The sequence below is a fragment of the Parabacteroides bouchesdurhonensis genome (assembly GCF_900186615.1).
GTDB lineage: Bacteria > Bacteroidota > Bacteroidia > Bacteroidales > Tannerellaceae > Parabacteroides > Parabacteroides bouchesdurhonensis.
Genome location: NZ_LT896588.1, coordinates 2982810 through 3007713 on the forward strand (window position 1 = coordinate 2982810; position 24904 = coordinate 3007713).

A 24904-nucleotide genomic window follows, 5' to 3' on the forward strand; every position below is an offset into this window, starting at 1 on the left:
TGACTTTGATGATTAAATTTAAAGTGTGTCCTCAGATTGATATATCGGGCTTACATCTTTTTTTGTTATTTCTTTGTTTAATAAGTTGTAAACCGGAAATGCCTGTCACTTCCATAATTTCTATTGACGCGGAAAATTTAGCTTTTCCTGTAAATAAAAATTTGTATGGTTTGTCTTTTGAGGAGATTAATCATGCGATAGATGGTGGAATTTATGCTGAACTTATTCAAAATCGAAGTTTTGAGGATGGCATTATCCCTCTGAACTGTGCATATGACGCTTCCCGAAATCATTTAATTACTCCTAATGGTTGGAGTATTCCTTTTATAAAAGCGGATTCGATTCCTGGCTGGCACCGTTTGTCTCCTAATACATATATATGTACTGACAATAAAGACTTGATTAATGAGAAGAATCGTCGTTCTTTGTTAGTGGCGGTTAGCGCGTCATCAATAACCGGAAGAGGCGGGGTTGTTGCAGAAGGATATAAAGGCATTCCTATTCGTAAAGGGGAGCAATATAATTTGTCTTTGTTTGTAAAAGGTATAAATGCTACTCCTAAGAAAATCTATATTGCTTTGGAGGATTCATCAAAGACTACTGTATTAAGTGATGTAATGAATATCTCTACTTTTTATGGATGGAGGCGCTTTCGTCATACATTTACTGCAAATGCGGATGCGGATAATGCAGTGTTGACAATTTCAACGGATTCGTCGGCAGTTTTTGGACTGGATGTTGTTTCTTTATTTCCTAAAAAAACGTGGAAGGATAGCCCCAATGGTTTAAGATCCGATTTGATGGAAAAAGTATCAGCACTAGCTCCTCGTTTTATTCGTTTTCCGGGAGGAAGTTTTGTAGAAGGATATACGGCCGGAACTTATCCGGTCTGGAGAGAAACAATCGGAGATATTGCTGAACGGAAACATTTTTGGAATGTATGGGCTTATGGCACTACCAATGGTATGGGATTTCATGAGTATTTACAAATGTGTGAAGATTTGAATGCAGAGCCTGTTTATGTCATAAATAGCGGAGTAACAAGTCAAAGCCGGCGTCCCCGGTATGAAGATATAACGGCAATGGACCTCCTTGTGAAGGATGCGCTGGATGCGATTGCATATGCCAATTCTCCCACTGATTCTATTTATGGCGCTATGCGTGCCCGAAACGGGCATCCGCAATCATTCAATTTGAAATATATAGAAATTGGTAGTGAGAATTACGGACAGGAATATACAAAACGTTTTACACTGTTTAGAAATGCGATAAAGGAAGTTTATCCCGATATTACAGTTATCAGCAGTTCTTTTATCTCCCGGAAAAACAGGGCAGATTGGGTTGATTCTCATTTTTATTCTGATAAGAATTTTTTCATTTCTAATTACGGTCGATATGCAATCGACAAACGGTCTCGTAATTCATCCGGAGTATTTATCGGAGAATTTGGGACAGCTACCGGAAAAGATTTTGGCACTTTACGTGACGCAATTGGTGAAGCTTGTTTCCTCATTGGGGTAGAAGATAATCCGGATGTGGTTAAGAGACTTGCGTATGCTCCTGTTTTTGCTAATGCGAATTTCGAATGCAATCGTCCAGCTTTGTTGGCATTTAATAATAAGCAGATTGTAGCTTCTCCTTCTTATTATATGTTACAATTGTTTGCTAATAATAGAGGAGATGAAGTTTTGAAGACAAAGATTGATACATATCATCGTCCACAGGTTATTTTTGGCCGGGCGGCTATAGAGCTGTTTGATAATAGTTATGAAATCAAAGATGCCCGAATAAACGGGGTATTAATAAATGAAGCGACCATTCGCACCGGTGGTTGGCAGGTTAATGATGGAGTCTTGATACCGGATGCCAATCATTGGAATTATTTGTTGATAGGAGATTCTGCTGTTCATGATTGCGAGTTTACTGCAACTGTCTGTCGTACAAAAGGAAGTGGACAGATACAATTCCGTTTACGGGATAATGGAATAACAGGTGAACAGAGTAATTATATCGGAATGACTATTGGTTCAGGGAAGTGTGAATTGTATCATCAGGCAGGAAGTGTAAGAGATTCTCTTGCTGCACCTAAACCTTTTGTTGTAGAAAACAACCGTTGTTATAAGGTTAAATTAGTATGTAAAAATGAGCAGATACGCTGTTATATAGATGACGTCCTGTTACATGAAGCCAGCCTTCTGCCATTGCCTTCGTTAGTCTCTGTTGCTACTTTAGATAAAGAAACGAATACTGTTTTGCTTAAAGTAGTAAACACTACGGAACACGAAGAGAAGACCGAATTAAAGATTCATGGTCTGAATGTTAAAAATGAAGCGGATATAATACAAATAACAGGTTTACCGGAAGCAGGCAATACATTTTCCACTCCGGATGCGATAGTACCTGTAGAAAAACATATTTCTTTTTCGTTAGGAGGTTCAATGATCTGCAATTTCCCTCCAAATTCCATCACATTGGTAAAACTTGTAATTGAGTGATATAATCCGGGTAGTTACAACGGGTTTTGTAGCAATTGTTGAAGAGGTAAGAATAAAAATGCCCTTTACACTTTTCTGTGTGTAAAGGGCATTAATAAATACCTTAACTTATATAGGTGATTCTCTTAATATACCAACATTTCCGGAGTAACAGGAGAAAATTCCGTAGCATCAGCTTTACGAAGTTTTACGCCTCCGTCATTCCAGTTGGAAGGCCATCCTCCAATGATGTGTCCTAAGAATACAACTTTAAATTCGTGCAAGCCCTTAGCCAAAGCTATGGAAGTATCATGACGGGAGAAACGTTTCACTTCACCACCATTGTTTACTAACAACTTACCGTCAATCCAAACTTCTTCATTGTTAGAAGAAATATAATATACACCATCTTCCGGGATATTTATATATCCTGTAGCAATAGCGCCATATTGTTTAACTCCACGCATCGATTCGTCTGTTTTCTCAACGCTTGTAATTTCTCTTAAGCTCTTGATAGTTGAACTCTTCCAATCTTTTGCGTCTGCCAATTGTGAGGATTCAAGGAAATAACCATAGGTAACATCCATCTTCAAACCCGGAGTTGTTTTAGCTACTTCTTTTGCCGGAGCTAGTTCTTGCTGCTCAACTGTAATAACGCGAGTAGGGCTCATCTTACCGGAAGGCAACACGGAACGGATTTTCAACACGCCGGACTCTGTAAACTCAATAGGCATTTCATATACGGTCGATTCAGGAGTTGGTTCTGAACCGTCTATTGTATAGATCATTTTAACAGGACGGGTTGTTTTAAATTCCAAAGATGCTTTATCCGTAAATGCTACGAAGTTGCAAGAGCCATTCGGTTGTTCCGGTTGTGGAATATGATAGTTAATATCATGTCCGTCCAAGCGAACATAAGCATTCTCAGTTCTACGTTCAAAATCTTTGTAATCCTTTTTAGCTACCGGTGTCCATGCAATCTCGGAAAGAGCTAATATACGCGGATAGATGCGGTATTCCATCAAGTCAGTATTATACAGATATTCCGACCAGACGTTGCATTGAACGCCCTTGATGAATTTATCTTTATTTTGGGCTACCAACGTGTCCGGTGTCGGGTTATAATCATATACTTTGCTTAACGGATCATATCCGCCAATAGCAACAGGCTCAATCTTGTAATCTCCCTGATACTGGTCAATATACATACCGTTACTACCCGGGGTCATTATTACTTCATGGTCCATGCTGGCAGCAGCAATACCACCTGCTTCACCGCGCCATGACATCACGGCTGCTGTAGGAGCCAAACCTCCTTCAAGTATCTCATCCCAGCCGATAATCTTCTTACCTTGTTTAGCTAGAACCTTTTCCATACGCTGCACAAAATAGCTTTGCAGCTTTTCCTCTGCAGTGTGTTTGGCGTTGCCTTTTAAGCCTTCTTCACGAATACGTTTCTGGCAAAGAGGACAATTTTTCCAACTGATTTTGGGGCATTCGTCGCCTCCGATATGGAAATATTCGCCGGGGAATAATGGTACAACTTCCGACAGGACATTTTCCAGGAACTGGAATGTTTCTTCTTTGCCTGCACACATTACTACATCTTCCACTCCCCAAATGATACGAGGAGTAATAGCTTCTCCTTTACATGATAGTTCGGGATAGGCGGAAATTGCAGCTAATTCATGTCCCGGCAATTCAACTTCTGGAACGATTGTAATAAAACGGTCGGCTGCATATTTGACAATGTCTTTGATTTCTTCTTGTGTATAGAAACCTTCATATTCAGTACCTTCACCATCAATACGTTTGGCACCTATTTCTGTCAGTTTCGGATATTTCTTGATTTCAATACGCCAACCTTGGTCATCGGTCAGATGCCAGTGCATACGATTCAGTTTGAAAAGAGCCATAACGTCTAATTGCTTCTTGACGTTTTCCACCGGAATGAAATGACGGCAGGCATCCAACATCATACCACGGTAACCGAACCGGGGTTCGTCTTTTATTGTTACGGCAGGAGCAGTCCATGCCATTCCGTTTACGACAGACGGACTTTCTATCTCGGCGGGCAATAATTGCATGAATGATTGCATGCCGTAGAATAATCCCTGAGGTGTTTTAGCTTTGATATTAACGTTGTTTTCCGTTACATCCAAAGTATAACCTTCGTCGTTTACATCCAGAGTTTCATCTATTACTAAAGAAATACCATCGGATGTTTCTTTATCACTGACAGTTACATTATAGCCTGTTGCAGTGTTCATTTTAGCAGCAAAGAATTCCGCCACAGTTTTCGCTTCCGGAGTGGAAGCATAAATTTGTGTTTTCTTATTAAGCTTGTAACTGCCTTCCTTTTGTATCAGGTTTGCCGGAGCCGGAATGATATTGATGCCTTGATTGTAAGGCATTTGCTTAGCCGGTGAATCGTTGCAGGATGCTAAAAGGCATAATGCACTTGTAGCACAAATTGTTGCAATGAGCTTCTTCATGTGTTTTTAAATAAATATTGATGGATTGTTATTAATATAAGCAGAGTTACTGCCTTTTTAAAAGTAGAGCAGGAAGAGGTTCCTCCTGCTCATATAATAGGGTATGATAAATAATTACCAGGCAAAAATAGGATATTCCTTCATAATGCTGTTTACCTTTTCGCGGACGGTAGTAATTGTTTTGTCACATTCGGGAGCTGCTAGTACAGTATCCATAAGCTCAACGATCTCAGCCATTAATGGTTCTTTTGCACCACGTGTTGTAATAGCAGGAGTTCCTACGCGGATACCGGATGTCTGGAATGCGGAACGGCTGTCGAACGGAACCATATTTTTATTTACGGTAATATCGGCAGCAACCAAAGCCTTTTCTGCCACTTTACCTGTCAGATCAGGGAATTTGGTGCGTAAATCAATTAACATGCTATGGTTGTCTGTTCCGCCGGAAATAATTTTATAGCCTTTATCAATGAATGCTTTAGCCATTGCTGCGGCATTTGCTTTTACCTGAGATTGATAAGTCTTGTATTCCGGTTCAAGCGCTTCACCGAAAGCTACGGCTTTAGCGGCAATAACGTGCTCCAGCGGTCCTCCCTGAATACCGGGGAATACGGCAGAGTCCAGAAGTTGAGACATCTTTTTAATTTCACCTTTCGGAGTTTTCTTACCCCAAGGATTTTCAAAATCTTTACCTAACAGGATAATACCACCACGCGGACCGCGAAGTGTTTTATGTGTAGTTGAAGTTACGATGTGTGCATACTCCAACGGATTATTCAACAAACCTGCAGCAATTAGACCGGCAGGGTGGGCCATGTCAATCATTAACAAAGCTCCGACTTTGTCTGCGATTTCGCGCATACGTTTGTAATCCCAGTCACGGGAATAAGCAGAACCTCCGCCAACGATCAATCTGGGTTTTTCGCGTAAGGCTACTTCTTCCATTTGGTCGTAATCCACACGTCCGGTTTCTTCTTTTACATTATATTCTGTTGCGTGATATAATACGCCGGAACTGTTTACTGGAGAACCGTGAGACAGGTGGCCGCCGTGCGACAGGTTCAATCCCAGAAAAGTATCGCCCGGATTTAATACGGCAAAGAATACGGCCGCATTTGCCTGTGCTCCCGAATGAGGCTGGACATTCGCCCATTCTGCATTAAAGATTTTTTTCAATCGTTCAATAGCAATAGTTTCACTTTGGTCTACAACTTCACACCCTCCGTAGTAACGCTTGCCGGGATAACCTTCTGCATACTTGTTTGTTAAGCAGCTACCCATGGCTTCCATAACCTGGTTGCTTACAAAGTTTTCGGAAGCGATCAACTCAATGCCTTTTAATTGACGTTGATGTTCCTTCTCAATGATGTCAAAAATGATTTTGTCTCTTTCCATTACCTGTAAAATTGGTTATTGCAATGAATCCTTATGCTTATCAAAAAGGATCGATGCAAATTTACGATAAAAAATTATATACGGGGCTAAATTGTTTCAAAATATGTAAGATAACGGTTTTGGCTTCCTGAATAAACAAGAAAGCAGGACAACCTTTTTATTATTAAGTGTAAACCGAGTCTACCTCTTTTATGTATAAGACAAAATATAGTCAACTAAAAACGTTAACAGACATATGTCTTTTTGTTCCATCGGCATGAAACACTTGTTCCATCAGCATGAAACAGTTGTTCCATCAGCATGAAACAAAAGTTTCACCAGCATGGAACAAAAGTTTCACCAGCATGGAACAAAATGGAACAAATATCCGGGGCAAAGACAAAGACGATCGGGATGAAATTAAAAAAACATAGGGACGATTTTATTTATGCGGCGTATGTTCACGAAAAAAACTATATTTGCACATTTAACAATTAAAGAATTTAAGTGAAGATGAATTACGCCAATTATTTGTATATAGCAATACGCGCCGCTGTTGATGCGGGAAAATCAATAATGGATATATACACAGATCCCGAAGCGGATTTTGAAATAGAACGGAAAGCCGATAACTCACCCCTTACCCGTGCGGATAAAGCTGCCCATCGTTTAATAGCAAATGCTTTGTCGGTAACTCCATATCCGTTGCTTAGTGAAGAAGGGAGCGAGATTCCGTACGAAGAACGTGCAAAATGGGAGACCTTGTGGATTGTAGATCCATTAGACGGTACAAAAGAATTTATTAAAAAGAATGGCGAGTTTACTGTGAACATCGCATTGGTTGCAAAGGGAGTGCCTGTGCTGGGAGTAATCTATGTGCCGGTACGCCGGGAGCTGTATTTTGCCGCCGACACGGAAGGCGCTTATAAGTTGAAAGATGTGGATTGCAGTAATCAGCCTTCAATAGACGAATTAAAGCAGAAAGCCGTCCGTTTGCCTATCCCGTTAGCTCATCAAAGCATTGTAGTAGTAGCTTCCCGTTCGCATCAGACTGAGGAAACCACCGCGTTTATTGAAAATTTGCGTAAACAAGGCAAACCTTTGACATTGATCAGCAGTGGCAGCAGCCTTAAGATATGCCTGGTTGCGGAAGGCTCGGCAGATATATATCCCCGTTTTGCCCCTACGATGGAATGGGATACGGCGGCAGGACATGCCATAGCAAGGGCCGCAGGCTGTAATATTTACCATATAGATGAGAAAACACCTTTATCCTATAATAAAAAAGATTTACATAATCCGTGGTTTATTGTAAAGTGAAATTGTGCTGAATAATGAATCTATTAGTCTGGATATTTATAAAAGAGAAAATAGTTTATAAAGTGTCAACAGCTACTGATATTCTTATTACATTTGCACTCCATCTGGAATAATAGACAGAATAAGTGGGCATGAACTTTGAGATGATATTTGTTTTGCTGGCTTTGATCGGTATGATTGCGGCACTCGTGTGGGATTGTATGCGCCCCGGAATGGTACTACTAACGGTAGTGGTACTGTTTTTATGTGTGGGTATATTAACTCCTAGAGAGATGTTGGAAGGTTTTAGTAATAAAGGAATGATAACGGTTGCCATGTTATTCCTTGTTAGTGAAGGTATCCGTCAGAGTGGTGCATTAGGGCAATTAATAAAGAAATTGCTTCCCGTGAAAAAGACTACCGTTTTCAAAGCTCAGCTTCGTATGTTACCTCCGGTTGCTTTTATTTCCGCATTCCTGAATAATACTCCTGTCGTTGTTATTTTTGCTCCTATCGTAAAACGTTGGGCCGAATCGGTTAAGTTACCGGCTACCAAATTCTTGATTCCCTTGTCTTATGTTACTATCTTAGGCGGTATCTGTACGCTGATAGGAACTTCTACCAACCTTGTAATACATGGAATGATTCTGGATGCCGGATACGAAGGGTTCACTATGTTCGAGTTAGGACGTGTAGGGATATTTATAGCGATAGCCGGTATAATATATCTGTTTCTGTTTTCTAATAAATTACTTCCCGATGAACGGGCAGACAACCTGTCTGATGATGCGGAGGAAGAAAGCCCCAGTAATCTGCATAGGGTAGAGGCTGTATTAGGCTCCCGGTTTCCCGGTATTAACAAAACATTGGGCGAGTTTAATTTTACAAGGCATTATGGTGCGATTGTGAAGGAGGTGAAGAGCGGAGGACAGCGGTTTACCCATAATCTGGAAAATGTCGTTCTTCATGAAGGAGACACATTGGTGCTTTGGGCGGATGATTCATTTATTCCTACCTGGGGAGAATCCAGTGTCTTTTTAATGTTGGCAAACGGAAGTGAAGGAACAGAGCCTGTCTCAAAAAGTAAACGGTGGTTAGCTTTGGGACTGTTGATTTTTATGATTACAGGTGCTACTATTGGTGAATTGCCTGCTGTGAAAGAGGCTGTACCCGGTATGAAATTGGATATGTTTTTCTTCGTCTGTATAACAACCATCATCATGGCGTGGACAAAAATATTCCCTCCTAAAAAATATACCAAATATATATCGTGGGATATATTGATAACGATTGCTTGTGCTTTTGCTATCAGTAAAGCTATGGAAAATTCCGGCTTTGCTGCGATGATAGCCCGCCATATTATCAGTATGGCCGATAATTTAGGTCCTTACGCTTTATTAGCGATATTGTTTATTATTACAAATATATTTACGGAACTTATTACAAATAATGCGGCGGCAGCATTAAGCTTTCCGATAGCTCTTTCTGTTGCGATGCAATTGGGAGTAGATCCAACTCCGTTTTTTGTAGTGATTTGTATGGCTGCCTCGGCAAGTTTCAGTACTCCGATTGGTTATCAGACCAACTTGATTGTACAAGGTGTTGGCGGTTATAAGTTTACTGATTTTGTTAAGATCGGATTACCGTTAAACCTGATTACTTTTTTAATTTCTATATTTGTAATACCAATGATCTGGAAGTTTTAAATATTTTAAAGAATGATGAAAGAAACTGGCTCTGCAAACATTTATCCGATCTTTGACCGGATGTTGAGCAGAGAAGACAAGGAAAATTTGTTGGGCCAACATAGTGTGATGGTTTGGTTCACAGGTTTAAGTGGTTCGGGTAAAAGTACAATTGCTATTGCATTAGAACGAGAATTGCAAAAAAGAGGATTACTCTGCCGTATTTTGGACGGTGATAACATCCGGAGCGGCATTAATAATAATTTGGGCTTTTCTCCGGAAGACAGGATAGAGAATATCCGTCGTATAGCCGAAGTCAGTAAGTTATTTATTGATACCGGTATCATAACGATTGCGGCATTTATCAGCCCGAATAACGAAATGCGTGAAATGGCATCTTCCATAATAGGAAAAGATAATTTTTTGGAAATATATATCAGTACCCCGTTGGAGGAATGTGAAAGACGGGATGTGAAAGGATTATATGCTAAGGCCCGTAAAGGAGAAATAAAAGATTTTACCGGTATATCTGCTCCATTTGAAGCACCGGCTCATCCTGCATTGTCTCTGGATACTTCTGTATTAAGTATAGAAGAATCGGTAAATAGCTTGTTAGAATTAATATTACCTAAAGTACAACTTAAAGAATAATTGGGAATTTTTATTTCCGGTTTTCTACTAAAATAAAATTAGTATGTCAGACTATAAATTGAGTCATCTACAGGAATTGGAGGCGGAATCTATTCACATTATTCGTGAAGTTGCAGCTGAGTTTGAGAATCCTGTTATGCTTTATTCTATCGGAAAAGATTCTTCCGTAATGGTACGTTTGGCCGAGAAGGCTTTTGCTCCGGGAAAAGTTCCTTTCCCGTTAATGCACATCGATTCCAAATGGAAGTTTAAAGAAATGATAGAGTTCCGTGATAATTATGCGAAGAAATATGGTTGGAATCTTATTGTCGAATCAAATATGGAGGCTTTTCATGCCGGAGTAGGTCCTTTTACTCATGGCAGTAAGGTGCATACGGACCTTATGAAAACACAGGCGTTACTCCATGCTTTGGATAAATATAAATTTGACGCGGCTTTTGGCGGTGCCCGCCGTGATGAAGAAAAGAGCCGTGCGAAAGAACGTATATATTCTTTTCGTGACAAGTTCCATCAATGGGATCCTAAAAACCAGCGTCCGGAATTGTGGGATATTTACAATGCCCGTGTTCACAAAGGGGAAAGCATCCGTGTATTCCCGCTTTCAAACTGGACGGAGTTGGATATCTGGCAGTATATCAGATTGGAGAATATCCCGATTGTACCGTTATATTTTGCCAAAGAACGTCCGATTGTTGAGATTGACGGGAATTTGATTATGGCGGATGATGACCGGCTGCCGGAACAGTATCGCAGCCAAATACAGATGTGTATGGTGCGTTTTCGTACATTAGGATGCTGGCCGTTAACCGGAGCGGTAGAGAGTAATGCCGATACAATTGAAAAAATTGTGGAAGAGATGATGACTACAACGAAAAGCGAAAGAACAACGCGTGTAATCGACTTCGACCAGGATGCGAGTATGGAACAGAAAAAACGTGAAGGCTATTTTTAAATGATTGACAACTATGGCAGATAGTAAATTAAATATAAAGGAGTTTTTGGATAAGGACGAACAAAAAGATTTGCTTCGTTTTCTTACCGCAGGTTCAGTGGATGACGGTAAATCGACTTTGATCGGACGTTTATTGTTTGACAGTAAAAAACTATATGAAGATCAGTTAGATGCCCTCGAACGGGACAGCAAACGTATGGGGAATGCCGGTGAACATATTGATTATGCTTTGTTGCTTGACGGCCTGAAAGCCGAACGCGAACAAGGTATAACAATAGATGTTGCTTACCGTTATTTCAGTACGAATAACCGTAAGTTTATTATTGCTGATACTCCGGGACATGAACAATATACCCGTAATATGATAACCGGAGGTTCAACCGCAAATCTGGCTATTATTCTGGTGGATGCCCGTACGGGAGTGATCACCCAGACACGACGTCATACTTATTTGGTTTCTCTGTTAGGTATAAAACATGTTGTGCTGGCAGTCAACAAGATGGACTTGACTAATTTCGACAAACAAGTATTTGATGATATTGTTTCCGATTATAAGCAATTTGTTGCTTCATTGAATATTCCGGATATTACCTGTATCCCTTTGTCTGCTTTGGATGGTGACAATGTGGTGGAAAAGAGTGCGCGGACTCCGTGGTATGAAGGGCCTTCTTTATTGGATTTTCTGGAAACAGTTCCTATTGACCTCGATCGCAATTATGAGGATTTTCGCTATCCGGTACAATATGTATTGCGTCCGAACCTGGATTTTCGTGGCTTCTGTGGCAAGGTGTCAAGTGGCGTTGTAAGGAAAGGGGATGTGGTGATGGCTTTGCCTTCCCGTAAAACATCAAAAGTGAAAAGTATTGTAACTTATGAGGGTGAACTGGATTATGCTTTTCCTCCCCAGTGCGTAACTATAACTTTGGAAGATGAAATAGACGTTTCCCGGGGAGAAATGCTTGTACATCCGGACAATGTACCTATGGAGGACCGGAATTTTGAAGCAATGCTGGTCTGGATGGATGAAGAACCTATGGATGTGAATAAGCAATTCTATATTAAGCAGACAACAAATACAACCCGGGCGCGTATAGATAGTATTCGTTATAAAGTGAATGTGAATACAATGGAGCAGTCTTCTGTAGATCATTTGGAATTGAACGAAATCGGACGTGTTGTATTTACTACAGGAAAAGAATTGTTTTTCGATCCATATCAGAAAAATAAACAAACAGGTGCATTCATATTGATAGACCCGATTTCAAATAATACATCTGCTGTCGGAATGATAATAGACCGTGTAGATGCTAAAGATATGGTTAAGGAAGATGCTTTGGCTGTTCTGAATCTGGTAGAACTTGGTATCGGAAAAGAGCATTATGATGCTATCCGTACGGTTTGCGAAGAATTAGGCCGGCAGGGACTTCCTATAAAGTGCTTGACATAAAAGAAAATATATATATATGGGGGTATTAGAATTTGATAAATTGCCTATCAATACTTTGGTAGGCGCAGATTGGGATACTTTTAAGAAAGTTACAGCAAACCAAACGATAGATAAAGGTTATCGTAACAAGTTTTATTTGACGAAAGGAGTTTGTCGTTTGCTTAGTTTATTGGAACCGTTAGAAGATCGGAGATACCGGAAATACGCTGATAATTCCATAGAAATGGATCCGTTATTCGTTTTAGGACATTGGCGTAGCGGAACAACATTTGTTCATAATGTTTTGGCATGTGACAAGCATTTTGGTTATACTACGACCTATCAAACGGTATTTCCTCATCTAATGCTCTGGGGGCAACCTTTCTTTAAAAAGAGTATGGCCTATTTGATGCCGGACAAACGTCCTACGGATAATATGGAGTTGAGGGTAGATTTTCCTCAAGAAGAAGAGTTTGCTCTGTCAAATATGATGCCGTATAGTTATTATAACTTTTGGTTCTTCCCTCAACGGATGTTAGAATATTGTGATCGTTATTTGACATTTGAAAAGATTACGGAAGAAGAAAGGAAGGTATTCAAAGATACGTTCTTGAAATTGGTGAAAGTTTCTTTGTGGAATACTCACGGAACTCAATTTTTAAGCAAGAATCCGCCTCATACCGGTCGTGTAAAAACTTTGTTGGAAATGTTTCCCAATGCAAAGTTCATATATTTGAAAAGGAATCCATATACTGTATATGAGAGCACTCGTAGCTTTTTTACAAATACAATAAAACCTCTTAAGTTACAGAATTTACCGGACGAAGTATTAGTTCATAATTTCGTAGAGGTTTATAAACGATTGTTCTATAAGTTTGAAGAAGAAAAACATTTGATACCTGAGGGCAATCTTATAGAATTGAAATTTGAAGATTTTGAGAGTGATGCCTTTTCCATGACGGAAGAAATATATAATAAATTGAATCTTCCGGGCTTTCGTGAAGCAAGAGGTAGCATTGAAAAATATCTTGATAAGAAGAAAGGATATAAGAAAAATAGCTATAAGTATGAAGATAAGACGATTAAAACCGTTGAGGAAAATTGGGGGATGGCTCTGAAAGAATGGGGATACAGTTTATAAAATAGAGCATATAATAGAAGGACAATGGATAAATTGATTAAAGTTATAGTAGGTCTGATAGTGCTGAGTGGTTCTTTATTTGCGCAGGAACAAGAAGTCCCTTTTTCTTATGGAGATATGGATCAATGGGTTGTACGTGAGATTCATGAATCTGCCATTATCGGAGGTAATACAAAATATCTTTATGAACCCGGTCCTACGGATACAATTAAAGGGAATATCGCTTATCATAATAGAGGAGGTTCGCCATGGGCAACATCCAATGTAATGGCAAAAGTGACGGGAGTTGTTAAGACAAATACGTCTGTTTTTCCCGAACGTCGAGGCGATGGCTGGTGTGCCCGTTTGGAAACTCGCTTTGAAAGTGTAAAGGTTTTAGGATTGATTGATATAGAAGTTATAGCTGCCGGCTCTGTTTTCTTAGGCACTGTACATGAGCCTATAAGAGGAACAAAGAACCCTCAGAGCATGTTGGGAAATGGCGTTCCTTTTACAAAGAGACCGAAAGCCCTCCGGTTTGATTACAAAGTGAAGGCAGCCCCCGAAAAGAACAGAGTACGCAGTACCGGATTTAGCCGTAAGAGTGTGGTTGAAGGGCAAGATTCAATAGCTGTAATTCTTTTGTTGCAAAAGCGCTGGGAAGATAAAGAAGGAAATATATATGCTAAACGCGTTGGTACTATGGTACAACGTTATACGGCTTCTACTCCGGATTGGGTGGATAACGCCACATATCCTGTTTTATACGGCGATATAACATCTCTTCCTGATTATAAGCCTTATATGAGAATACAAGTTGAAGAACGCTATTCTCTGAATAAGGAAGGTAAAAGCGTCCCTATTAAAGAAATTGGCTGGGCTGAACCGGATGAGACGCCGACGCATATGGTATTGCAATTCGTTTCCAGCCATGGAGGTGCATATATAGGTTCTCCCGGAAATACTTTTTGGATTGATAATGTGAAGTTGATATATTAAATTAATTGAAAATAGGAAATGGAAAGTTGCTAATTTAAAGAGGTATTTGTATTTTCCCATTTTCAATTCTTATTTTTGAGTATGAAAGAGGTCGAAGCAAAAATAAAAGCTTTACGTGATGAGTTGGAGCAGCATAATTATAATTATTATGTGCTTTCAACCCCGACAATATCGGATCATGAGTTCGATATGAAGATGAAGGAGTTGCAGGCTCTTGAAAATGCTTATCCGGAATATGCCGATCTCAGTTCACCTACTCAACGTGTGGGGAGTGACTTATCAAAAGACTTTGAGCAGGTATTACATACCTATCCGATGCTTTCCTTGAGTAATACCTATTCGGAAGAAGAGGTCCGTGAATTCTATGAGAGAACGGAACGGTCCTTGAATGAACCATTTGAAATTATTGCCGAACTGAAATATGATGGCACATCGATTTCCCTTATTTACGAAGATGGACGTTTGGTTCGTGCGGTTACCCGTGGGGATGGGACGCGTGGGGATGATGTTACGACTAATGTAAAAACAATTCGGTCCATACCTTTGAAGTTACGGGGAAATGATTATCCACAAGATTTTGAAATACGGGGTGAAGTGTTGTTGCCTTGGGCTGAATTTGATCGATTGAATAAAGAGAGGGAAGAACAGGAGGAATCCTTGTTTGCTAATCCGCGAAACGCGGCATCCGGTACATTGAAACTACAAAATTCCAGAATAGTGGCTTCCCGTAGGCTTGATGCTTACTTTTATTATTTATTGGGCGAAAGCTTGCCGGCAGAAAGCCATTATGAGAATCTGGAAGTTGCTCGTTCGTGGGGATTTAAGATACCGGATGTAATTCGGAAATGCCATAGTTTACAAGATATATTTGATTATATAGCTTACTGGAATATAGAACGGAAGAATTTGCCGGTGGCAACCGATGGCATTGTATTGAAAGTGAATTCACTTCGCCAACAGAAAAATTTAGGGTTTACAGCAAAGAGTCCACGTTGGGCTATCGCTTATAAGTTTCAGGCGGAACGCGCGGTAACGCGTTTGAATTCTGTCTCTTTTCAGGTTGGGCGTACAGGTGCTATTACTCCGGTTGCTAATCTGGTGCCGGTACAATTAGCCGGAACTGTTGTTAAACGTGCTTCATTGCATAATGCTGATATCATAGAAGGCTTGGATTTACATATCGGCGATAATGTATATGTAGAAAAGGGAGGAGAGATCATACCAAAGATTGTTGGTGTTGATTTGGAATCGCGTTCTATTCTTATTGGCGATAAGGTTCGTTTTATCCGGATTTGTCCGGAATGTGGAACCCGGTTGATTCGTCCGGAAGGAGAAGCTGCTCATTATTGTCCGAATGAAACCGGGTGTCCTCCTCAGATTAAAGGGAGAATAGAGCATTTTGTTACCCGCAAGGCGATGGATATAAATATAGGGCCTGAAACAGTAGAAGATTTATATGATGCAGGACTTATAAAAGATGCTGCGGATTTGTATATTCTACAAATACCGGATTTATTACGTTTGGAGCGTTGGGCAAAAAAGAGTGCTCAAAATTTAATGGATAGTCTGCAGGAATCAAAAAAAGTTCCATTTGAACGTGTATTGTATGGATTAGGTATCCGCTATGTTGGTGAGACAATGGCGAAGCGACTGGCTGCATCTTTTCATTCTATGGAACAGTTGGAAAATGCGACTTATGAAGATCTTGTGAATGTGGATGAAATAGGAGAACGCATAGCTCGTAGTGTTGTTGACTATTTTAGTGAGGAACGGAACAAAAATTTGGTTGTTCGTCTTAAGGAATACGGGTTGCAGATGGCTGTTTCCGAAGAGTTATTATCCAATCGTTCGGATAAATTACAGGGTTTGACTATTGTTATCAGCGGTACTTTCTCAAAACATTCCCGGGATGAGTATAAAGCGATGATTGAGCAAAACGGAGGAAAGAACAGTACTTCTGTATCCGGTAAGACTGATTATATTCTTGCCGGGGAGAATATGGGACCGGCTAAATTGGAAAAAGCAGCAAAGCTTGGTGTTAAGATTATAAATGAAAACGAGTTTTTAAATATGCTATCCCAATGATTCTAACTAATTATTTTATAAAGAAGAAGATCCATTCTTTAATAAAGAAAGATCGTCACCGGAGTTTCCGAGGTCTGAGGGAGGCCCATCTTATTTTAGTAATATATGATGCGAAAGACCAGAAAGATATAGAACCTTGTCTTGAAACTTTCCGGATGATGCATAAGCAGGTGAGGACATTGGTCTATAATGAAAATCCGGTAGTGGCTGATAATGAATCCGGTTTGTTACTATGCCCCAAAAAGGATTTGAATATTTGGGGATATCCGACAGAAGAAATATGTAGTAAATTGAAAGATATCCGGGCTGATATATTAATAGACCTCACTAACTCTGATAATTATGCCATGCAGTACCTTATGTTACAACATCCCTGTAATTTTAAGGTTGGAGCGAAACGCAACGAGCAGGATTTATATGATCTTTCTATTACTGTAACAGAAAAGGATGATATTAAGCATTTATTCGGACACATATTATTTTATTTGCAGACAATCCGCTCTAAGTGATATAATTTCTTTATTTTTGCAGTGCTAAATAACAAAAAGGAATAATTTCCCCATGGCAGACATAAATTTAAAAGGAATGGGTGTGGCATTGATCACTCCCTTCAAAGAAGATGAAAGTGTAGACTACGAGGCGTTAGGCAAATTGGTGGATTATCAATTGCAGAACGGAACGGATTATTTGGTCGTGCTGGGTACAACAGCGGAAACTCCGACACTCACGGAAGAAGAAAAGAAAAATATTATCAATTTGGTTATAACAAAAGTTCGTGGCCGTATTCCTATTGTATTGGGAGTGGGAGGTAACTGCACACGGTCGATCGTTGATAAATTGAAGAATGACAATTTTGAAGGGATAGATGCTATTCTATCTGTTGTTCCTTACTATAATAAACCCTCTCAGGAAGGTATATATCAACATTATAAAGCGATAGCAGAAGCAACAACGTTGCCTATTGTATTATATAATGTTCCGGGCAGAACGGGGGTCAATATGACTGCGGAGACTACTTTGCGCATTGCCCGTGATTTTAAAAACGTGATAGCTGTAAAGGAAGCATCGGGCAATATTGCTCAAATGGATGATATTATTAAAAATAAACCGGCTAATTTCAACGTAATTTCCGGTGATGATGGCGTAGCATTTCCTCTTATTACATTAGGTGCTATTGGGGTAATCTCTGTTATAGGAAATGCTTTTCCGCGTGAATTTAGCCGCATGGTACGTTTGGCGTTGTCTGGCGATTATGACAGTGCCCGTACAATTCATCATAGTTTTACGGAATTGTTCAGTCTGTTATTTGTAGACGGCAATCCTGCCGGTGCGAAAAGTATGTTGAATGCTATGGGATTTATTGAGAATAAACTTCGTTTGCCTTTAGTACCTACGCGTATTGTCACTTTTGAGAAGATACGTGATGTATTGCGTCAGTTAAGTATTAAGTGCTAAAGATTCAATTTATACGGAATAATAAGGATTTCTGAAAAGCGGTGAAGATAATTAAGGTATTATCTTCACTGCTTTTTATTTGTCTGATATTAAGAATTATGTATACAGGGAAGCAAAGTAATATGAAAGACTTTGAGATAATTTTTAAAAGGAATTATCAGAGGCTTTGTATGTTTGCTTATCAATTTCTGGAAAATGCTGAAGACGCCCGTGATGTTGTAAATGATGTCTTTGAACAAGCCTGGAAAAATTATTCCTCTTTAAAAGAAGAATCTGTCGATGCTTATCTGTATTCAGCAGTAAAACATCGCTGTTTAAATTTTCTTGAACATAAAAAAGTAAAACATCGCTATATAGAAATAGTTTCTGTTTTTCAAGAAAATATAGAAACGGATTATGAAGCATACGAACAGTTGATTGAAAAAATTAATTCCGTATGTAGCCGTTTGCCGGATCGAACTCGTTATATATTAAGTCAATGTTATTTTCATCATAAGAAATATAAAGAGGTCTCCGAAGAGTTGGGTATAACGACTGATGCTGTGAAGAAGCATATTATGAAAGCTTTGCGGATTTTACGTGAATCTATAAATAAAAATCAATAAATCAGTCCCCTAAAGTGAATTTCAACTGTATATATAAGAAAGCGTGATTATGAGAAAAGAAAAAGACATCTCTGATGATCAGTTAGAGCATATTATTGATGCTTTAGAAGATCAACAGCCTGTAACTGATAAAGAAACTCAGGATATGGCTGAGCTTCTGCTTCATGCGGGAGAATGTTGTTCTTCCGGTATGTTTGACGCGGATTCTGCCTGGCAATCATTCAAACATAAGGCTAATAATAAGCGCCGTCGTATTTATGTGGCATGGAGTGCTGTTGCAGCTGCAATTTTATTGTTATTTGTTTACAGGTCGGTTGTATACTGGACTGATGATTTGCTTCCTCTTACTTTATTTACTGCTGTAGACGGACAGAATAATATTGTTTTAAATTATGGAAATGAAAATACAGTTATCATTGTAGATAGTTGTATTGATCTCACATCCGCTAAAAATGATAAACATATAAAATACTCCATACAAACTCCGGTAGGGAAGAATGTTCATGTTTTATTGCCGGATAGCAGTATGATACAGTTAAATGCTAAGAGCTCGTTAACCTATCAATTATCCGCTGTTTCGGGACAAAGGAATGTCACGTTGGACGGTGAAGGGTATTTTGATGTAAAAAGAGATACTTTGCATCCTTTTATTATACAGACAAGAGGCGTTAAAGCGAAGGTGCTGGGAACTTCTTTTAATATCCGTAATTATGAACGTGAACAACTGCATATTACATTAGTAAAAGGAAGTCTAGCTTTAGAAGATTCTAGCAATAGTCAAAAGATTATGAAACCGGGAGAAGATGCGGAACTCCTTATCAATGGCGATCTTTTGATAAAAGAGACAAAAGTAGAAAACTCCGTTTTGTGGACACAAGGCTACTTTGTATTCGACAATATTCCTCTTTCCGAAATGATGGCGGAAATAGGCCGTTGGTACAATCTTAACATAAAAGCTACGAATAAAGAAGTAACCACACGCCATATTCACTTTCGTTGTCATCGTTCACTTTCTATTGATACTATTGTTGACATATTAAATGAAGTAGGATATTTTAAACTGGAAAGAAAGGATAATACGATTTTTATAAAATAATTGTTCATTAATAGTACCCGATATTCATTTTGCCTGTATTACAGGTAAACGAATAATGAATTCTATGAAGAAAATCATCACATTGTTATTGTTAAGCTTATACGCTAATATTGCTATTGCTCAGGAAGAAATAAGAAATACAATAATATTTAACGGGAATCAGATTCCGCTCTCGGAAGCGTTGAAACAAATAGAGAAATCGACAGGTTGTACACTTGTGTTTTCCTATGACGACATACATGATTATGTAGTTTCAGTTTCTTTTGAAGAGAAAACGGTGCAAGATGCGTTGAATATTGTTTTAACGGACTTACCTTTTAAATACATTTATAAAGAAGGATGTTATATTATATCTAAAAATAAGCAGGCTCATGTTTCTGAAAAGTTGCAGACTTCTATGCCTCTCATTATTCAGGAGAAAGGTATTTCCGGTAAAGTAACTGATGATAATAAACAGCCTGTGGAGGCTGCTTTAGTCTGGTTAGTTAATCCGGAGACAGAGCAGTCTATAGCTCAGGCTATTACTGATGATTCGGGAAACTTCTTTTTACCTTGTATCAATAAAGAAATAAAACTTACGGTAACATGTCTTGGATATACGCCTTACGTATCGGAAATATTTAATGCATCAAAACCTGTAAACCGTCCGACAATTATTCTTTCCGAGAAGTCCGAAGTCTTGGATAATATAGTAGTAATAGGAGAGAAGTCCCGTCCTGTTATTGAACAAAAAGCCGGAAAGCTTATTTTTAATGTAGAGAACAGTATTAATGCTCAGGGTTCTAATGCTTTTGAAATTCTTCGTCAGACACCGGGAGTATCTGTGGATGAAGGCAGCAAGTCTATTAGTATTAATGGGCGTTCCGGAGTGTTGGTAATGCTGAATGGAAAACAAACTTATATGCAACAATCCGAAATTGTAGACTTGCTGAAATCAACATCTTCTTCCAATATAAAGATGATAGAAGTAATGTCTAATGCAACCGCACAGTATGATGCAGCCGGTTCTGGGGGTATCTTGAATATCGTATTGAAGAAGGAACGGGGAGCAGGTTACAATGTTATGGCAAATGTCGGCATGTCCTACTGGTTTCATGTCAAGCAGAATACTGAATTATCATTTAACTATAATAGAGGGAAATTGAATTTTTATGGAAACTATAGCCATGATTTAGGACATGTCGGACTTTTTTACGGAAGTACCAGGAAACAATCAGGTAAATTATTTGAAAGCCATTCCGATGATGTTGATAAAAGAAATATAGCTGCAGCAACATTAGGGCTTGACTATGAAATTAATAAACATCATTTGGTAGGAATACAGGCAAATGGAAACTTTTTATTTGGACCGGGTCTTATAGAAACCAATACGGATATATATAATTCCTATGATAAAGATCAGCTATTATATACAATCCGCTCTAAAAGTGATTATTATCATCAGGTAGCTGATCGTTATAATTTTAATGCAAACTACCGTTATGAAGTCCCGGATGAAAGATTATTTACTTTCGATCTGGATTATGGATTATTCCGTGGAAACTCTGGTAATTATCAACCCAATGAATACTATTCACCAATGCAGGTGTTGGATTCTGCGCAGAACTATCGTTCTACAGGGAATCGGGATATTGATTTGTATGCCTTATCTTCCGGTTATAAGCAGTCTGTCTGGTTGGGTGAATTGATGGGGGGAATGAAATTTTCTAATGTGTCTTCTAAAAATACGTATAGTTTATACGATGTACAGGAAAAAGAGGAGACAATAGATCAGAATATGTCAAATGATTTCCATTATATAGAGTCAATACTTGCCGGTTTTATAATGTACGATCTGAATATTTCCGACAAATGGTACGCAAATATCGGGGCTCGCATTGAATATACACATTCTAATGGTCATCTTATACCTCTTGCCGGAAGCATGAACCAGGAAAGTAATGTACGAAGGGATTATGTAGATTTCTTTCCTTCGCTGGGAATTACTTACAAACCTAAAGAGAAGCATACGATCTCGATTAGTTATGGAAAACGAATAGATCGTCCTGTTTATTCCGATTTGAATCCAATTGAACAACCGTTGGACGGATTGGCTTCATGGAAAGGAAATCCTTTTTTGATTCCCCAAAAAACACACCGCTTTAGTCTGCAATACCAGTATGATAAGACGTCTGTGGAACTGTCATATTCCCGTACGAATGATTACCGCGTACAAATTACAGATACCTTAGGGGTTGATAAAGTAATTATGGAACCTCAGAATCTGGGAACACAGGAATATTATGGAATGGCTTTATCGCAGTCACTGCGTTTCTTTCATGCCTGGGATATTAATTTTTCCGGCAGAGCATATCATCTGGATAACCGTATGGCTTTTGATGCTGAACGCTTTTACCATCGGAAACGTTGGGCAGCGGGGGTTACTCTCCAGACTTCTTTCCCTGTAATATGGGGTATCAGGTCGGAAATACTTGGTGTTTATGCAACTAAAAGGCTGGGAGGTTCTACGGAGGTGATGGGTAGCAATGGCTTGGTGAATCTGGGTTTCCAAAAGAAATTTATAAATGATAAAGCTATTGTAAAGCTATCATTTTCTGATATCTTCTGGACAAATAACTGGGATAACGTAAACAACTTCGGTAATTTCCAATCTAAAGAATATGGTTATGGAGAAACGCGTCAAATAAAGGTAAACTTTACCTATAAATTTGGCGGTAGCAACAAAAAACATACAAAACAGTCCAATGTCGATGCCGAGTTGAACCGTTTTTAAGCCAATCTTTTTATCATTCTTCGGCAGGTTGATATAAATACCTCTTAATACTACGCTTGGGAGTTTTTTCAAATTCTTCCTGATAAAGCTTGAAACAGGAAACTTTGCTATAAGCGGGCATTTCTTGATTCAATTGATCTATATTAGCTTGCATCAGTGTTTCTATTTCGGAATGTTGAATAGATGCTTTATCTACTTGTTCCCAATCCGGATAAATTAAAGCAACTAACTTCCCGTTTTGTGATATGATGATAGATTCCGCAACATACAGCATATTATTCAAATGGTCTTCAATCTCTTCTGGATAAATGTTTTGTCCGTTTGCCCCTAATATCATGCTTTTACTACGTCCACGGATATAAAGTGAGCCATCTTCGTCTATCGTTCCCAAGTCTCCGGTTCTCATCCACCCATCCGGCATCATCACGGCTTTGGTAGCTTCCGGATTTTTATAATAGCCCAGCATAACATTCATGCCTCTAACCAGTATTTCGCCAACTTCACTCTGAGGATCAGAAGAATCTATACGGGCTTCCATCCTGTCCACAATACGTCCTACAGAGCCTTGTTTAAATACATCCCATTGGGCATAAGAAACCAGTGGCCCGCATTCCGTCATCCCGTATCCTACTGTGTAACGGAAATTGATAGATTTCAGGAATGTTTCCACTTCTTTGTTTAAAGCGGCTCCGCCTATTACTATTTCACCGAATTCTCCACCAAAGGAAGCATTTAATTTTGCCGCGATCGTGTCGCGTACTTTCTGGTCTATATAAGGCACTTTTAATAATAGCTTGATAAGAGGCTTTTCCAGTTCCGGAAAGACTTTATTCTTTATAATCTTCTCGATGATCAATGGAACGGCAAGTATCAGTGCCGGCTTAATCGTTGCAAATGCCTCGGCAATTATTTTAGGGCTTGGTGTTCGTGTAAGGAAATGTACGTGACAACCTTTATTTACTGAGTTTAAAACCTCAAACGCCAGTCCGTACATATGGGCCATCGGAAGCATACATACAATATTATCTCCCGGATGGATAAAAGGCAAGTTATCGTATGCGAATTGTGTATTACTCCACAAGCTACGGTAAGGAATCATCACCCCCTTCGAAAAACTTGTCGTCCCCGAAGTATAATTCAGCACAGCCAGTTCTTCCGGTTTCTCTAAATGGTATTTTACATCGTTTGCCGTAAAAGAACGGGGATATTTCTTTCCGAAATATTCATTAATTCGCTCTCTAACAACTTTTACATTCTTATTTTTACTATGGATGATTGAGAAGTTATCCAGTAGCATGAACAGTTTAACATCAGGCATCATACCTTCATTCATGTTCTCCCAGTTGTTTGATCCGGCAAGAACGGCTTTCGCTTCCGAGTGATTAACGATATGATGTATATTATCCGGCTTAAATTCGTGAAGAATCGGTACAGCTACCGCTCCATAGGCTAAAATACCGAAGAAACATATAGCCCAATTGGACGAGTTTCGTCCTACAAGGGCTACCTTATCGCCTTTTTTAATGCCGGCATGTTCTAATATGATATGAAATTTCTCTATGCGTCGGGCTACATCTTTGTAATGATAGGTATGTCCGTTATAATCAGAAAAGGCCGGATAATCCCAGTGCTCTTTTATACTGTTTTCAATTAATCCTAAAAAACGATTCTCCATGTTACTTTGTTATATATTGAGAATAACCATATAATCGAAGCGAATGTTTGCAAAGATAGCAAAAATCACAAGTACTGATTACACGATTGCTTCTTCATCTGCAGCAATTTTCAATATGACCTTGCGCATATTTCCTTCGCCAATGCCCGGAGCATGACCATCTTCGGGGAAATAAATAACAAACTGTCCGGGATAAATCTTTGTATATGCAGTTGGCCTGTCCACATAAAATGTAATATCACTTTCTTCATTATACGGAACAGACTCTTCCGTTAATTCACATCCTGCTTTCCAACCAATCTTCTCAACGCCTAGCAAAGGCATTTGGATATCGATATATTTTTTATGTGTTTCTATGGCTGCATCTTCTTTCTTCTTACAAAATAGGCTTGTTACGGAAGCTGTTAAACGTTTTCCTTCCAATTCATATTTTCCGTCTTCCACTTTAGAAAAGTTGGTGGATTTAAGGTATTCAAAAGCTTGTTTGAACAAGGGATGCATATTCTCAAAACGCTTTGAGTTACATAGTGAAGCTAGTATCATGGCATAATCTTTTATAGGTTTGTTTTGATGACAAATATCGTAGTTGGACGTGTTAAATAATAGGACATATTCTACAAATAAAACTATTAATTAAGTACATATCTTAACAAGTGCGTAAATGTTTTTATTTTGTTTTAATGATAACTATTTTCCGTGTACCTTTGTTACTCTACATATAGGATAAAGATAATATAGAG

18 protein-coding genes are annotated in these 24904 nt (G+C 38.9%); 14 read left to right on the forward strand and 4 right to left on the reverse strand.

The window, feature by feature from the left end:
• Window positions 1-8 precede the first annotated feature (8 nt).
• Window positions 9-2495, forward strand: coding sequence for an alpha-L-arabinofuranosidase C-terminal domain-containing protein (locus C1721_RS12865; protein WP_102408646.1), 2487 nt, complete (start codon window positions 9-11; stop codon window positions 2493-2495).
• A gap of 125 nt (window positions 2496-2620) precedes the next feature.
• Here the strand turns inward: C1721_RS12865 and C1721_RS12870 are convergent, their stop codons facing one another.
• Together C1721_RS12870 and glyA are read right to left on the reverse strand one after the other, a co-directional pair.
• Window positions 2621-4969: a family 20 glycosylhydrolase gene (locus C1721_RS12870; RefSeq protein WP_102408647.1), complete on the reverse strand. Its 2349-nt coding sequence runs from the start codon at window positions 4967-4969 to the stop codon at window positions 2621-2623.
• A gap of 114 nt (window positions 4970-5083) precedes the next feature.
• Window positions 5084-6364: a serine hydroxymethyltransferase gene (glyA, locus tag C1721_RS12875; RefSeq protein ID WP_102408648.1), complete on the reverse strand. Its 1281-nt coding sequence runs from the start codon at window positions 6362-6364 to the stop codon at window positions 5084-5086.
• A gap of 492 nt (window positions 6365-6856) precedes the next feature.
• Between glyA and cysQ the strand changes: the two genes are divergently transcribed.
• From cysQ to C1721_RS12940, 13 genes are all read left to right on the forward strand, one after another.
• Window positions 6857-7663 carry a 3'(2'),5'-bisphosphate nucleotidase CysQ gene (gene cysQ, locus C1721_RS12880; RefSeq protein ID WP_102408649.1) on the forward strand — a complete coding sequence of 269 codons (807 nt, stop codon included), beginning with the start codon at window positions 6857-6859 and terminating at the stop codon, window positions 7661-7663.
• 131 nt (window positions 7664-7794) lie between these two features.
• A complete protein-coding gene (locus tag C1721_RS12885; protein WP_102408650.1) occupies window positions 7795-9348 on the forward strand; it encodes an SLC13 family permease in 1554 nt (517 codons plus the stop codon).
• 15 nt (window positions 9349-9363) lie between these two features.
• Window positions 9364-9978 carry an adenylyl-sulfate kinase gene (cysC, locus tag C1721_RS12890; RefSeq protein WP_102409464.1) on the forward strand — a complete coding sequence of 205 codons (615 nt, stop codon included), beginning with the start codon at window positions 9364-9366 and terminating at the stop codon, window positions 9976-9978.
• Between the two features lie 43 nt (window positions 9979-10021).
• Window positions 10022-10930 carry a sulfate adenylyltransferase subunit CysD gene (gene cysD / locus C1721_RS12895; RefSeq protein ID WP_102408651.1) on the forward strand — a complete coding sequence of 303 codons (909 nt, stop codon included), beginning with the start codon at window positions 10022-10024 and terminating at the stop codon, window positions 10928-10930.
• Window positions 10931-10943: 13 nt separating this feature from the next.
• Entirely contained in the window at window positions 10944-12377 is a 1434-nt protein-coding gene (gene cysN, locus C1721_RS12900) for a sulfate adenylyltransferase subunit CysN (protein WP_102408652.1), read from the forward strand.
• A gap of 16 nt (window positions 12378-12393) precedes the next feature.
• Window positions 12394-13497: a sulfotransferase family protein gene (locus C1721_RS12905; RefSeq protein WP_102408653.1), complete on the forward strand. Its 1104-nt coding sequence runs from the start codon at window positions 12394-12396 to the stop codon at window positions 13495-13497.
• Between the two features lie 24 nt (window positions 13498-13521).
• On the forward strand, window positions 13522-14475 hold the full coding sequence (locus tag C1721_RS12910; protein ID WP_102408654.1) for a PCMD domain-containing protein: 954 nt from the start codon (window positions 13522-13524) through the stop codon (window positions 14473-14475).
• A gap of 81 nt (window positions 14476-14556) precedes the next feature.
• Window positions 14557-16560 carry an NAD-dependent DNA ligase LigA gene (gene ligA / locus C1721_RS12915; RefSeq protein ID WP_102408655.1) on the forward strand — a complete coding sequence of 668 codons (2004 nt, stop codon included), beginning with the start codon at window positions 14557-14559 and terminating at the stop codon, window positions 16558-16560.
• Entirely contained in the window at window positions 16557-17069 is a 513-nt protein-coding gene (locus C1721_RS12920; RefSeq protein ID WP_102408656.1) for a DUF6913 domain-containing protein, read from the forward strand. Before ligA ends, C1721_RS12920 begins: the two co-directional genes overlap by 4 nt.
• 52 nt (window positions 17070-17121) lie before the next feature.
• Window positions 17122-18015: a 4-hydroxy-tetrahydrodipicolinate synthase gene (dapA, locus tag C1721_RS12925; protein ID WP_102408657.1), complete on the forward strand. Its 894-nt coding sequence runs from the start codon at window positions 17122-17124 to the stop codon at window positions 18013-18015.
• 122 nt (window positions 18016-18137) lie between these two features.
• Window positions 18138-18620: an RNA polymerase sigma-70 factor gene (locus tag C1721_RS12930; RefSeq protein WP_159063585.1), complete on the forward strand. Its 483-nt coding sequence runs from the start codon at window positions 18138-18140 to the stop codon at window positions 18618-18620.
• A gap of 49 nt (window positions 18621-18669) precedes the next feature.
• Window positions 18670-19716 (forward strand): FecR family protein, encoded by a 1047-nt coding sequence (locus tag C1721_RS12935; RefSeq protein WP_102408659.1) that lies wholly within the window; start codon window positions 18670-18672, stop codon window positions 19714-19716.
• Between the two features lie 64 nt (window positions 19717-19780).
• Complete coding sequence (locus C1721_RS12940; RefSeq protein ID WP_159063586.1) at window positions 19781-22489, forward strand: TonB-dependent receptor; 2709 nt, start codon at window positions 19781-19783, stop codon at window positions 22487-22489.
• Between the two features lie 13 nt (window positions 22490-22502).
• Here C1721_RS12940 and C1721_RS12945 read toward each other — a convergent pair whose 3' ends face one another.
• Together C1721_RS12945 and C1721_RS12950 are read right to left on the reverse strand one after the other, a co-directional pair.
• Window positions 22503-24164, reverse strand: a complete 1662-nt coding sequence (locus C1721_RS12945) for an AMP-binding protein (protein ID WP_102408661.1) — start codon at window positions 24162-24164, stop codon at window positions 22503-22505.
• A gap of 78 nt (window positions 24165-24242) precedes the next feature.
• Window positions 24243-24707: a NanQ anomerase/TabA/YiaL family protein gene (locus tag C1721_RS12950; protein ID WP_102408662.1), complete on the reverse strand. Its 465-nt coding sequence runs from the start codon at window positions 24705-24707 to the stop codon at window positions 24243-24245.
• Between the last annotated feature and the right edge of the window lie 197 nt (window positions 24708-24904).

Excerpts from the sequence above, each read along its gene's own strand:
- C1721_RS12865 (WP_102408646.1), top strand. The coding sequence starts at position 9 with ATGATTAAATTTAAAGTGTGTCCTCAGATTGATATATCGGGCTTACAT.
- C1721_RS12870 (WP_102408647.1), bottom strand. The coding sequence starts at position 4,969 with ATGAAGAAGCTCATTGCAACAATTTGTGCTACAAGTGCATTATGCCTT.
- glyA (WP_102408648.1), bottom strand. The coding sequence starts at position 6,364 with ATGGAAAGAGACAAAATCATTTTTGACATCATTGAGAAGGAACATCAA.
- cysQ (WP_102408649.1), top strand. The coding sequence starts at position 6,857 with ATGAATTACGCCAATTATTTGTATATAGCAATACGCGCCGCTGTTGAT.
- C1721_RS12885 (WP_102408650.1), top strand. The coding sequence starts at position 7,795 with ATGAACTTTGAGATGATATTTGTTTTGCTGGCTTTGATCGGTATGATT.
- cysC (WP_102409464.1), top strand. The coding sequence starts at position 9,364 with ATGAAAGAAACTGGCTCTGCAAACATTTATCCGATCTTTGACCGGATG.
- cysD (WP_102408651.1), top strand. The coding sequence starts at position 10,022 with ATGTCAGACTATAAATTGAGTCATCTACAGGAATTGGAGGCGGAATCT.
- cysN (WP_102408652.1), top strand. The coding sequence starts at position 10,944 with ATGGCAGATAGTAAATTAAATATAAAGGAGTTTTTGGATAAGGACGAA.
- C1721_RS12905 (WP_102408653.1), top strand. The coding sequence starts at position 12,394 with ATGGGGGTATTAGAATTTGATAAATTGCCTATCAATACTTTGGTAGGC.
- C1721_RS12910 (WP_102408654.1), top strand. The coding sequence starts at position 13,522 with ATGGATAAATTGATTAAAGTTATAGTAGGTCTGATAGTGCTGAGTGGT.
- ligA (WP_102408655.1), top strand. The coding sequence starts at position 14,557 with ATGAAAGAGGTCGAAGCAAAAATAAAAGCTTTACGTGATGAGTTGGAG.
- C1721_RS12920 (WP_102408656.1), top strand. The coding sequence starts at position 16,557 with ATGATTCTAACTAATTATTTTATAAAGAAGAAGATCCATTCTTTAATA.
- dapA (WP_102408657.1), top strand. The coding sequence starts at position 17,122 with ATGGCAGACATAAATTTAAAAGGAATGGGTGTGGCATTGATCACTCCC.
- C1721_RS12930 (WP_159063585.1), top strand. The coding sequence starts at position 18,138 with ATGAAAGACTTTGAGATAATTTTTAAAAGGAATTATCAGAGGCTTTGT.
- C1721_RS12935 (WP_102408659.1), top strand. The coding sequence starts at position 18,670 with ATGAGAAAAGAAAAAGACATCTCTGATGATCAGTTAGAGCATATTATT.
- C1721_RS12940 (WP_159063586.1), top strand. The coding sequence starts at position 19,781 with ATGAAGAAAATCATCACATTGTTATTGTTAAGCTTATACGCTAATATT.
- C1721_RS12945 (WP_102408661.1), bottom strand. The coding sequence starts at position 24,164 with ATGGAGAATCGTTTTTTAGGATTAATTGAAAACAGTATAAAAGAGCAC.
- C1721_RS12950 (WP_102408662.1), bottom strand. The coding sequence starts at position 24,707 with ATGATACTAGCTTCACTATGTAACTCAAAGCGTTTTGAGAATATGCAT.